This is a genomic window from Flavobacterium sp. (assembly GCF_031381455.1).
Classification (GTDB): domain Bacteria; phylum Bacteroidota; class Bacteroidia; order Flavobacteriales; family Flavobacteriaceae; genus Flavobacterium.
In genome coordinates this window covers 62,214-74,329 of sequence record NZ_JANMXZ010000041.1, presented here as the reverse complement: position 1 = coordinate 74,329, position 12,116 = coordinate 62,214, and the positions used below count along the sequence as shown (strand labels likewise).

Annotated in this window: 9 protein-coding genes; 7 read left to right on the top strand and 2 right to left on the bottom strand. The window is 35.5% G+C overall.

All coding sequences use genetic code 11. The features are described from left to right. Positions 1-111: 111 nt before the first annotated feature. The gene (locus RMN97_RS10130) at positions 112-2,130 is read left to right on the top strand and encodes a M13-type metalloendopeptidase (RefSeq protein ID WP_309614402.1); all 2,019 of its coding nucleotides are present in this window, start codon (positions 112-114) and stop codon (positions 2,128-2,130) included. 94 nt (positions 2,131-2,224) lie between these two features. Further along, positions 2,225-3,166, top strand: a complete 942-nt coding sequence (locus tag RMN97_RS10125) for a hypothetical protein (RefSeq protein ID WP_309614401.1) — start codon at positions 2,225-2,227, stop codon at positions 3,164-3,166. A 5-nt stretch (positions 3,167-3,171) separates the two neighbouring features. On the opposite strand, the gene RMN97_RS10120 is transcribed toward RMN97_RS10125, so the two are convergent. Then, positions 3,172-4,752, bottom strand: a complete 1,581-nt coding sequence (locus RMN97_RS10120; RefSeq protein ID WP_309614400.1) for a L,D-transpeptidase family protein — start codon at positions 4,750-4,752, stop codon at positions 3,172-3,174. A 124-nt stretch (positions 4,753-4,876) separates the two neighbouring features. On the opposite strand from RMN97_RS10120, the gene RMN97_RS10115 reads away from it, so the two are divergent. The 3 genes from RMN97_RS10115 to RMN97_RS10105 all read left to right on the top strand — a co-directional run bounded on the left by RMN97_RS10115 (position 4,877) and on the right by RMN97_RS10105 (position 6,819). Next, positions 4,877-5,380, top strand: coding sequence for a nuclear transport factor 2 family protein (locus RMN97_RS10115; RefSeq protein WP_309614399.1), 504 nt, complete (start codon positions 4,877-4,879; stop codon positions 5,378-5,380). A gap of 408 nt (positions 5,381-5,788) precedes the next feature. Continuing rightward, a complete protein-coding gene (locus tag RMN97_RS10110; protein WP_309614398.1) occupies positions 5,789-6,223 on the top strand; it encodes a hypothetical protein in 435 nt (144 codons plus the stop codon). Positions 6,224-6,234: 11 nt separating this feature from the next. Next, positions 6,235-6,819 (top strand): hypothetical protein, encoded by a 585-nt coding sequence (locus tag RMN97_RS10105; protein ID WP_309614397.1) that lies wholly within the window; start codon positions 6,235-6,237, stop codon positions 6,817-6,819. A 59-nt stretch (positions 6,820-6,878) separates the two neighbouring features. Here the strand turns inward: RMN97_RS10105 and RMN97_RS10100 are convergent, their stop codons facing one another. Further along, positions 6,879-7,817 (bottom strand): L-threonine 3-dehydrogenase, encoded by a 939-nt coding sequence (locus RMN97_RS10100; RefSeq protein ID WP_309614396.1) that lies wholly within the window; start codon positions 7,815-7,817, stop codon positions 6,879-6,881. A gap of 196 nt (positions 7,818-8,013) precedes the next feature. On the opposite strand from RMN97_RS10100, the gene RMN97_RS10095 reads away from it, so the two are divergent. Then, a complete protein-coding gene (locus RMN97_RS10095) occupies positions 8,014-8,613 on the top strand; it encodes a hypothetical protein (protein WP_309614395.1) in 600 nt (199 codons plus the stop codon). A gap of 3 nt (positions 8,614-8,616) precedes the next feature. Then, entirely contained in the window at positions 8,617-12,021 is a 3,405-nt protein-coding gene (gene mfd, locus RMN97_RS10090) for a transcription-repair coupling factor (RefSeq protein ID WP_409024888.1), read from the top strand. The last annotated feature ends 95 nt before the right edge of the window (positions 12,022-12,116 follow it).

Sequence of the window (12,116 nt, the reverse complement as noted above, 5' to 3'; positions counted from 1 at the left end):
ATTGCTTTTCAGTGTAACAATTAATGCATCTGTGATGTCTAACATTTCTTCAACTTATATTCACTATTTATAATTCATTATCTTTAGCGGATTAATTAACTAAACCAATCAATGAAAAACTTAAAAATCACACTTCTTGTGGCAGTTGTTCTGTTAGCTTCCTGTGCCAAAAAAGAAGAACTCACTTCGGGTATCACCAAAAAAAATATGGATACCAAAGTAAAACCAGGCGATAATTTTGCTGATTATGTAAATGGAACTTGGAATAAAAACACCAAAATTCCCGCAGATAAAGCATCGTATGGCGCATTTGATTTACTATACGACCAATCTCAAAAAGATGTAAAAGCTATAATTGAGAATGCAGCCAAAGGTAATAATGCTGATGGTAGTGACGAGCAAAAAATAGGGGATTACTATGCTTCTTTTATGAATAGAAAAGACAGAAATGCAAAAGGAATAACACCTATCCAATCTGAATTAAAAACTATAGATGCGATTGCGAATTATACTGATTTGGCTAGCTATTTTGGGACATCGAATAGAACAGGCGTGACTAATCCTTTTAATATATCTGTTAGCCAAGATTCTAAAAACCCTAATGAGTATGCCTTAACAACATGGCAATCAGGACTTGGGCTTCCTGAGAGAGAATATTATACAGCAACTGATGCAAAGATGGTAGACATTCGCAAAAAATATGTAGCCCATGTTGAAATGATGTTGCAATTATGTAACATTGAAAATCCGGCTGAAAATGCTGCTAAAATCATGGCGCTTGAAACCACTATTGCTTCAAGTCACATGAAAAAAGAAGACACTCGTGATGTAGTTAAGCTTTACAACAAATACAATACGGCTGATTTAAAAACTTTAACGCCTGATTTTGATTGGGCAGCTATGCTTAAAACAGCTGGTATGGATAAAGAGAAAACAATTATAATTTCACAAGTTGACTATACAAAAAGCCTAAACAATATCATTAAAAACACACCTCTTGACACTTGGAAAACATATCTTAAATGGGGGTTGATTAAAAGAAATGCTAATAGGCTGAACACTGCATTAGACAATCAAAGTTTTGCCTTTTATGGTAAAACATTATACGGAGTTGAGAAGCAAGAAGAAGATTGGAAACGTGGCGTTAATGGTGTTAATGGTGCAATGGGAGAAATGGTAGGGAAAGTTTATGTTGAAAAACATTTCTCTCCAGAAGCCAAAGAGCGCATGGTAACTTTGGTTAAAAACCTATTGAAAGCTTACGCCGAAAGCATCAAAAAATTAGACTGGATGAGCACTGATACCAAAAAACAAGCGCTGGCAAAGGTTGATAAATTCCTGATTAAAATTGGCTATCCAGATACATGGAGAGACTACTCTTCGTTGAAAATTGCTAAAAATGATTTGTATGGAAATTCAGTAAGAGCCAACGAATTTGAATACCAAAGAAACCTCAGCAAATTAGGAAAACCTGTTGACAGAACCGAATGGCTTCTGACTCCACAAACGGTGAATGCATACTATAATCCTACTCTAAACGAAATCGTGTTTCCTGCTGCTATTTTGCAACCTCCTTTCTTTGACTTAAATGCTGACGATGCTGTAAATTATGGTGGAATTGGGGCTGTAATTGGTCACGAAATTGGTCACGGTTTTGATGACCAAGGAAGTGCTTTTGACGGTGATGGTGTTATGAAAAACTGGTGGACTGATGCAGATTTAAAAGCTTTCAAGGCCAAAACTGCTGCATTAGAAACACAATATAATGGCTTCAAAGCATTCCCTGATTTGAATGTGAATGGAGCATTTACTTTGGGAGAAAACATTGGTGACCTTGGAGGATTAAGCATTGCTATTAAAGCCTACAAAGCAAGTTTGAATGGTAAAGAAGCACCAGTTATGGATGGTTTCACTGGTATGCAGCGTGTTTTCTTAGGTTGGGGACAAGTTTGGGGAGAAAAAACTCGAGAAGAAGCGCTTCGTAGTCAAATTGCAGGCGATCCACATTCGCCTGCAAAGTTCAGAATTAATGGTGTCGTTAGAAACGTACCTGAATTCTATGAAGCATTCAACATAAAACCAACGGATTCCTTATATCTTGCTCCTGAAAAGCGAGTGAAAATTTGGTAATCTTTTTAAAAAATAAATTAAAAGCCCAATCTCGTTCAAAAAGAGATTGGGTTTTTTAGTAAGTTTGGAATAGCAAATACTAACTTCCAAAAAAATGAAACTAAAAACTTTTTTTTTACATTTCATAATAATCATTCTTCCGACAATTAGCTTCGGTCAAATCGCAATTACAAGTGTTAGTGAAATAGCTAAAATAAAAACCGGCACTACGTTTTTTGCGATGAAAGATCCGGCGTCGCCAAAAGCAGCCGCTTATGTTGAGGCTATCAAAAAAAACTGGACGTTTTCAAAAGTAGAATGTATAAAATATACAGATGTAGAAAAAAACATTGCACCTAATAATAGCTTTGTTACGATCAGTGCGAGTATGACCAATTCCAATAGTACTATGGGGAACACGGAAACCCATATTTATTTAGAACTTTGGACGACCAACGGAAATTACACTTACGACCAAAAAAAAAGAAAACACTTCAACCAAGCTGATAAAATCTCACTCGCCACTATAGAACTTTTTGGCGATTTCACAGCGCAAAACTATCCAAGCAGTCTTTATAAAATGGACTATGATGCCAGTGGGCATCTTGAAAACTGGAGTGTCGGCATCGTCGGCAATTATATTCAACAATTAACAATCTTGCTCAATAAAGGTGAAATCCGTGAAACCAAAGCCCCTTTTTACAACAAAGATGAATTCAAAAGAGTAGCTTCCGAAACGCTATTCATTCCCGATTATGTTATGACTAAGTTTTCGAAAAACGCAGATGACGAAAGCAAAAAATTTGAAACTAAAGAAATCTTTGACGGCTACAATCTCACTTACAAACTACTTTCTTTAGAGGAGCTTAATGATAAAATCCTGAACAATCCAACTCCGTTTTGTTACTTGCTGTTCATTAAAACGATTACCGAAAAGTTTATCACGGTAACCAATTCTAAAACCGGAGAGATTATTTATTCGGAGTATTCAGGTTCGCCTTCCAACTTTAAATCAAGCGATTTAAAAGAATTACAGAAAGCAATTCAAAAAAAATAAAACTGTTATTCCTCAACCAACATAGCCGCTAATCGCTCATCTCTTTCATAAATATCTTTATAGAAATTGATGGTGCCATCATCATCAACCCAAGCGGTAAAGTAACCTATGTAAACCGGGATTTTATTTTTTAGCGTATACCAGGATTCTTTTCCTTTATTCATCGCCGCATCTATTTTTTCCGGTGTCCAATTAGCATCATCTTCCAAGATTAAATCGGCCAATTCTTTTGGTTTTTCCACTCGGATACAACCATGACTAAAAGCTCTTTTTTCTTGATTAAACAATTCTTTGGCTGGTGAGTCGTGTAAATAAATATTATTCGTGTTTGGAAACAAGAATTTAACCAAACCTAAGGAATTATTTTTTCCCGGTCTTTGTCTAATATTTGCCCCATTCCATTCCATATTATGTTTTGCCAAATAGTTTTTATTCTTCTTAATTCCGGGAAGAATTTCTTTTTCTTTAATACTTGTAGGCACATTCCAATAAGGACTAAATACAATATAACTCATCATTCCACTAAAAATAACCGTCTTGTTCATCATGTTTCCAACGACAACATTCGAACTCAAAACCACTTGCCCTTCTTTGAAATACCTCAAACGATAAGATGGGATATTTACTACGATAAATTCTTTGGCTTTTGCCACATCGGTAGAAATCCATCGGCAACGTTCCATATTGACGATAATAGTTTTTACACGACTGCTAATTGGCACATTCATCTCATTTATATGCTTTGGCAAAATAGTTTTGTCTAAAGTAAAACCATTGCGTTTCTTGTATTTCAAAACAGCTTGTTGAAGCGCAAATCCATATAATCTCTTCCCGGAATCAACATCGATGTCTCCTGTTAAAAATAATCGCGTTCTAATTTTAGCCACTACATCAGAACTGTCGCCAGGCTTTATTGCCACAAAATCTTTAGGAACTGCAATAGAATCCCAACCTCCTTTTTGTTCAATGTCTCGGTATCTTTTTAATACGGCTTTGAGTTTGTAATATTGCTCAATATGCTGCTCTTTTTTGTCTATGAGTTTTGGGTCGACCAACAAAGAATCTAAATACGTTACATAAGATTGTTTTTCTCTTGGTAAATACCATTCTAATTCGTTGGATTTTGTGTCGTCAATTCCTTGTAGTACTTTATTTGTATAGTAAAAATAATAATTGGACAAGAACAACTCTACATCAATATCGGGTTTTGCAGAAGTCTTTTGAAACAAGGCATCAAGTGTTTCTTTATAAGGCACTTTGGTAATTACTCCGTCTTCAAATAGGTTGTTTATTTTATTATATATAACATCTGCCGTTTCTTTTCTGCCTTTTTTGTCATACCAAATAAAATCATAGTTGTTTTTTTGATACAAGGAAAGCACTTGCTTTTTATACAAAATCAATTTGGGATATTTGGCATAAAAAGTTTCCACCAAAGTACTATCAAAAGACAAGGAAAAGGATTCCTTCTTCTTTTTGACCGCGGCAATTTTTTTACTCTCTTTGTTAGCGCAATGCCAACTAGTCAGAGAAATACTCACCATAAAAAGCATTAGTAAAAGCCCGTATAACCTCGTGTTATTCATTCACTTTTGTTTATTCAGTTTATAAAAATACAAAAACTAATAGCATAGTATGACAATCCTAAACACTATATTTACTTCATAGTTTCGAAATACAATGATATGCTAAACCAACTAAGCAATTCTTATGAAAAATTTACTTCTTTTTATAGTATTCCCATTTTTGGTTAACACTGTTAATGCACAAGATAACCTCAAGACGCAAATCGATATGACACTTGATGCTTGGCACAAAGCTGCTGCTGAAGCTAACTACAATAATTACTTTGACGCCTTAACGGATGATGCTGTATTTATCGGAACTGACGCTACAGAAAACTGGACCAAATCCGCATTTCAAGCATATTCGAAACCTTATTTTGACAAAGGAAAAGCATGGAGTTTTAGCGCGTTAGAAAGACATGTCTATTTTAGCGAAGACAAAAAAATTGCTTGGTTTGATGAATTACTCGATACGCGAATGAAAATCTGTCGCGGTTCAGGAGTGTTGGTCATTGTTAACAATCAATGGAAAATAAAACACTACATTTTGTCTATGACTATTCCAAATGACGCAACAGACGAAGTAATAAAAATTAAAACCCCTATTGAAGACGCTTTGATTAGCGATTTTAAAAACAAGAAAAAGTAAACCTTTTTACTTCCCGAAAACCATAATCTTTCTTTTCTCGTAATTGAGTTTAAGAACCTCAAATTCTATGATTATGGATATCAACAAAAAAATTAATAAATTATTCGAAACCACAACTTTTATAGCCATGGTTACATTAGTATTTCTTATCATTTACTTAGCCCTGTTTGCTCCGGTATAAATAAAAGTTGTGCTAAAATTACTTGATGATGTTTGGTTAGTTTTGTTTAGAGAAAAGCACTGTTTCGTGTCAAAAACAGTGCTTTTAAATAACATAATTTTAATGTAACTGCTTACAATAATCATGTAACCCTAATTTACAAATATCAAATACTATTATAAAAATTTCTTTTTTTTAAAACCAATCTTATTCTTTTCCCGTAAATCACTTCACAAAACAAAAAAATTATGAAGAACAGTAAGAAAATAAAAATCGCATTATTAAGCATACTAGGATTTTTCCTTTTGATGTTTGTGATATTGGTGTATCACATTGCTGCCGCAAGACCAGTTGAAAATGCAACAATACAAGTGAGCCGGATAGATTTCGACAAACCTTTTGACTCTTTAACTACAATTGAAATTAAACAAAAATTACACACTATTGCTGGCGTAAAAAGTGAAATCATCGTAAAAAGAAATGTTGTTGTCTATTTTCACGATAATCAAATTTCCGACTCCAAAAAGGTCTATGATGAGTTAATGACTAAAGGAAATTACGAAGCAGAACGTTTTGTGTTACCTGAAAATCTTGCAAATAAACAAGTTTGCCCGGTAATGAAGAAAGATGGTGTCAGCTATAAATTTACCAAGTTCGTACAAGGAATTTTCAATAAATCTTAAATATAAAAACTATGACTAAGTATTCAAAATTTGCACTATGTGCATTAGCAATTGGAGCGTTTACCTTCACATCTTGTAGTAAAGATGATGATCCGGCTCCACCAGCCTCAATCTATGAAAGATTAGGAGGTTCAACGTTGGTAGATGATCCGGATAGTTCTGATCCAGCAGTAACAATTGAAGCCGGACGTTTGGCTTACAGAAAAGTGGTAAACTCAACTGTAGGTTTAATCGTTGCTGACATCCAAGCAAACGCATCTGGAAATTTAAGCGCACATTTTGCCCCACTTTTAGGTGAAGTTGGAGCAGGTAACACTACTAATTTAGCTGAATTAGTAGACAATTTAACTGACTTTTTCTCTTTTAATACGGGAGGAACAAACGCTGTAAATACGTACGTAGGTTTAGATATGGTTACAGCTCACAACCCGGCATTAAATTCAAGAATGGGAACTACAGCAACTGATGCTAATTACACTAAATTTGAAAGTTATGTTGGTACCGCTGCTGTACAGAATGGTGTTGCAGCTAACACACAATTGTATACTGATATCGTTGCTGTATTAGAATCATTAAGAGATCCTATTGTTCAATAATATGGTTTTTGTTTTGTTTAGTGAAAACGCCACCTTATTTTTTTAGGGTGGCGTTTTTTTTATTTTAAATGAGCTAACATTTCTTCTGTCATCGAAGCTAAATCAAATTTATGTTTCCAATTCCAATCTTTTCTCGCGCTGCTATCATCAATTGAAGCGGGCCAACTGTCTGCAATCTTCTGACGGAAATCAGGTTTATAGGAAATCGTAAAATTTGAAATGTGCTTCTTTATTTCGTCAGCAATTTCAGCTGGTGTAAAACTGATTCCTGATAAATTATAAGAAGAACGAATTTTAATTGATTCTGCTGGAGCCTTCATTATTTCTATCGTAGCTCTAATCGCATCATCCATATACATCATTGGTAAAGCTGTTTTTTCGGAAAGGAAACATTCATACTTCCCATCTTTTAATGCTTTGTGATAAATATCAACTGCATAATCTGTCGTTCCGCCACCAGGTTCTGTTGACCAACTAATCAATCCCGGATACCGAATGCTGCGTACATCTACACCATAAATATGATTATAATATTCACACCATCTTTCACCGGTTTGTTTACTAATTCCGTAAACGGTTGTTGGTTCCATAATGGTATATTGTGGCGTTTTATCTCTGGGTGTTGTTGGTCCAAAAACAGCAATACTCGATGGCCAAAATATCTTTTTAATCTTTTTGGCTTTCGCCAGATTCAAAACGTGGAACAACGAATTCATATTCAAATCCCAGGCAAATGCTGGATTTTTTTCGGCTGTAGCTGAAAGCAAAGCTGCCATTAAATAAACATCCGTAATTTGATATTGCTCAATTAAATGCTCAATTTGATTATAATCTAAAGCATTGACAACTTCAAAAATACCATTATTGACAATGTCGTTGTTTAGTTTTCTGATATCGGAAGCAATAACATTATCATTTCCATAAATGCTTCTTAACTTTTGGGTAAGCTCGGTTCCTATTTGTCCGCAAGCTCCGATGATTAATATTTTAGTGCTCATGTAGTAGTGTTGTTTTTATTCCAATGCGTTCCATACAGTTCACCTGCAACTCGAGTGTGTCACAAAGATACCTTTTTTAAGAAAAATAGCTTTTGCTAAAAGGCAGTTTTCTTTTTAATAAAATTATAATCCCTTTAACTACTTCATACTGAACTTTCCTTTTACCTTTGTACCTTTGTGTCTTTAACGCCTACCCATGAAATTATCATTTTCGACATTACTATTGTTATTGATATTCCTTACTTCTTGTCAGGAAGATCCAAAAGTTCGTGCCTTGGCGCAAGAAAAAGAAACGCAGAAAAGAGAAGTCATATTTTCCAATATCAATAAAGGTTGGAACTTTAATTCACAACCTTTAAACCAAACTTCAAGTGAATTGAGAACCAATTGGGCCGAATGGCGTGTGTTTTTAAACGAGTTAGGCCAAAAACCAAAAAGCAGTATTGGTGCCTTTCAACAAAAAGCCAAAACCCTCTCTAAAAAAGCGGATGAATTAAACAACAACATACCTATTAAATATAGTATCCCTGAAGTAAAAAGCAGAATTGCCGTTCTTACGACCAAAGTCAATGCTGTAAATCTATACATTCACCTGAATCAAATTCCCGATCAAAAGATTGTGCAATTAATTCAGGAAATTAATACCGAAGTCGCATCTATGCAATGGCAATTGGATGAAATTAATCGTAAAAGCGAAATCAAAACAGAAGATGGCGAAAGTGATATGCTGAAAATGCTTGATACCACAAGAGCAATTCCAATGGGTCATGATCCAAAATTAAAACCTTACAAATAAGCTTTGAGTCAATCATCGTTATACAATACCTATCTCCATTCTCCTAAGGTTAAACAGATAGCTAATACGCTTGGCACGAGCGTTAGCGAACTGGCGGAGCAAAATCCTTTAACTAAAATTCAGTTAAAAGGACTTTTAGGCTCCTCATTCTCGTTTGTATTTCAGGCCATTTTTAAGCAAAGTGATAAACCTTTTCTTTTAATTTTTAACGAAAAAGAAGAAGCTGCGTATTATTTAAATGATTTAGAACAGATGATTGGCGCCAATGACGTGCTGTTTTATCCAAGTTCCTATCGTCGTCCCTACCAAATTGAAGAAACCGACAACGCGAATGTTTTATTGCGTTCTGAAGTATTAAACCGAATCAATTCACGCAAAAAACCAGCTGTAATTGTTACCTATCCCGAAGCGCTTTTCGAAAAAGTAGTTACCCGAAAAGAGCTCGAAAAAAACACCTTGAAAATTGCTGTTGGTGAAACGGTTACCATCGATTTTATCAATGAAGTGTTGTTTGAATACGAATTCAAGCGCGTCGATTTCATTACAGAACCTGGCGAATTTTCGGTTCGTGGTGGAATTCTGGATGTGTTCTCGTTTTCGAATGACAATCCGTATCGTATCGAGTTTTTTGGTAATGAAGTGGAGAGCATCCGAACCTTTGATGTGGCAACCCAGCTTTCGGTAGAAAAGCAAACTAAGATTACCATTATCCCCAATCTGGAGAATAAATTCATAGATTCCTCAAATATCGGAATGACACGCGAAAGCTTCCTAGATTATATAAGCGATAAAACCGTTTTGTGTATCGAAAATACTGAGTTCCTGACTTCGCAATTGGACAAACTTTTTAGCAAAGCGATTGAAACTTTTGACAAACTTTCGAAAGACGTAAAACATGCTGAACCCAAACATTTATTCCTAAATCAGGAAGGGTTTTTACGCAAAGCATTAGACTTTTCTATTATCGAATTATCGAACAAACCGTTTTTTAAAACAACTAAATCTTTCGAATTTCACATACAACCTCAACCTTCATTTAACAAGCAATTTGATTTGTTATTGAACAATTTAAGCGACAATCATTTTAACGGCTATACCAATTATTTATTTTGTTCAAATGAAGGACAAGCCAATCGTTTTCATGATATTTTTGAATCAATAGACGAGGAAAACAGCGAGAACATTCGCAAACAATATCATACCATTGTTTCCTCTTTGTATCAAGGTTTCATCGACGAAGAAAACCAAATTGCCTGTTACACCGATCATCAGATTTTTGAGCGTTACCATAAGTTCAACATCAAAAATGGCTATTCCAAAAAGCAAACACTTACCCTAAAAGAACTGAATTCATTGTCTGTTGGCGATTACGTAACGCACATCGATCATGGAATTGGGAAGTTTGGTGGTTTGCAAAAAATTCAGGTTGAAGGCAAAACGCAAGAAGCAATAAAGTTAGCTTACGCCGATAATGACATCGTGTATGTGAGCATTCATTCGCTGCACAAAATTTCAAAATACACCGGAAAAGACGGAACACCACCAAAGATTTACAAGCTCGGTTCGAATGCTTGGAAAACCTTAAAACAAAAAACCAAAGCGCGTGTAAAACACATTGCGTTTAACTTGATTCAGTTGTATGCTAAGCGTCGTTTGGAAAAAGGTTTTGCCTGCGCACCCGATTCTTATCTACAAAAGGAATTGGAAAGTTCCTTCATTTACGAAGATACTCCGGACCAAATTACGGCAACTCAAGACGTCAAAGCCGACATGGAAAAAGACCGTCCTATGGACCGATTGGTTTGTGGTGATGTTGGTTTCGGAAAAACAGAAGTCGCTATTCGTGCGGCTTTCAAAGCTGTGGATAATAGCAAACAGGTCGCGATTTTGGTGCCAACAACAATTTTGGCGTACCAACATTACAGAACTTTTACCGAAAGATTAAAAGACATGCCGGTCAATATTGGCTACCTCAACCGTTTCAGAACTGCCAAAGAAAAAGCAAAAACCATAGAGGATTTAGCTTCCGGGAAATTAGATATACTAATCGGAACGCATCAATTGGTGAGCAAAAATGTAGTCTTTAAAGATTTAGGTTTGCTGATTGTTGACGAAGAACAAAAGTTTGGCGTCAACGTAAAAGACAAACTAAAAACCATTGCGGCAAACGTGGATACGTTGACATTAACCGCAACTCCAATTCCGAGAACCTTACAATTTTCTTTAATGGCAGCTCGGGATTTATCCGTAATCACAACAGCTCCGCCAAACCGTTATCCAATAGAATCAAAGGTTGTTGGTTTTAGCGAAGAGTTGATTCGCGATGCGGTTTCGTATGAAATTCAAAGAAACGGGCAGATTTTCTTCATCAATAACCGAATTGAAAACATCAAGGAAATTGCCGGAATGATTCAACGTTTGGTTCCCGATGCGCGTGTTGGTATCGGTCACGGCCAAATGGAAGGAAACAAACTGGAAGAACTGATGCTTGGTTTTATGAATGGCGAATTTGATGTACTCGTAGCCACAACGATTATTGAAAGTGGTTTGGATGTGCCAAATGCGAATACGATTTTCATCAATAATGCTAATAATTTTGGTCTATCCGATTTACATCAAATGCGAGGTCGTGTTGGTCGAAGCAATAAAAAAGCATTCTGTTATTTTATTTGTCCGCCGTATTCGGTGATGACTGATGATGCTCGAAAACGTATTCAGGCTTTGGAACAATTTAGTGAATTGGGAAGCGGTTTTAATATTGCAATGAAGGATTTAGAAATCCGTGGTGCAGGAGATTTATTGGGCGGTGAACAAAGTGGTTTTATCAACGAAATTGGTTTTGAAACCTATCAGAAAATCATGAATGAAGCTATTGAAGAGTTGAAAGAAAACGAATTCAAAGAACTTTATGAATCAGATAATGATGTTGACACAAAAGAATATGTAAAAGAATTGCAGATAGACACCGACTTCGAATTACTATTTCCTGATGAATACATCAACAACATTACCGAGCGTTTAAATTTGTATAACGAACTCGGAACTATCAAAGACGAAGCTGGATTGTTGGCGTACGAAACCAAACTGATTGACCGTTTCGGAGCATTACCAAAAGAAGCAAAAGCGCTCTTGAACAGCATCCGAATCAAATGGATTGCAACCCAAATGGGAATCGAAAAAATCATTATGAAGCAAGGCAAATTGATTGGCTATTTTGTGGGCGACCAACAATCAGACTATTATAATTCGAAACAATTCCGCAGAATGCTACAATTTGTGCAACAAAACGGAAACATCTGTAAAATGAAAGAGAAGGAAACCAAAAACGGTCTGCGATTACTCTTAACATTCGAAAATGTAAAATCCATAAATAAGGCTTTGGAGTTTATGGAAATGATGAAACAATAAAAGGTTTTGAACCACACAAGCCATAAAAGAAAATAGAAGTTTACAAAAAAAGGCGTTCACTAATCTGAACGCCTTTTACTTATATGAAACTTAGA

Coding starts and splice junctions, on each gene's coding strand:
- RMN97_RS10130 (WP_309614402.1), top strand. CDS start 112: ATGAAAAACTTAAAAATCACACTTCTTGTGGCAGTTGTTCTGTTAGCT.
- RMN97_RS10125 (WP_309614401.1), top strand. CDS start 2,225: ATGAAACTAAAAACTTTTTTTTTACATTTCATAATAATCATTCTTCCG.
- RMN97_RS10120 (WP_309614400.1), bottom strand. CDS start 4,752: ATGAATAACACGAGGTTATACGGGCTTTTACTAATGCTTTTTATGGTG.
- RMN97_RS10115 (WP_309614399.1), top strand. CDS start 4,877: ATGAAAAATTTACTTCTTTTTATAGTATTCCCATTTTTGGTTAACACT.
- RMN97_RS10110 (WP_309614398.1), top strand. CDS start 5,789: ATGAAGAACAGTAAGAAAATAAAAATCGCATTATTAAGCATACTAGGA.
- RMN97_RS10105 (WP_309614397.1), top strand. CDS start 6,235: ATGACTAAGTATTCAAAATTTGCACTATGTGCATTAGCAATTGGAGCG.
- RMN97_RS10100 (WP_309614396.1), bottom strand. CDS start 7,817: ATGAGCACTAAAATATTAATCATCGGAGCTTGCGGACAAATAGGAACC.
- RMN97_RS10095 (WP_309614395.1), top strand. CDS start 8,014: ATGAAATTATCATTTTCGACATTACTATTGTTATTGATATTCCTTACT.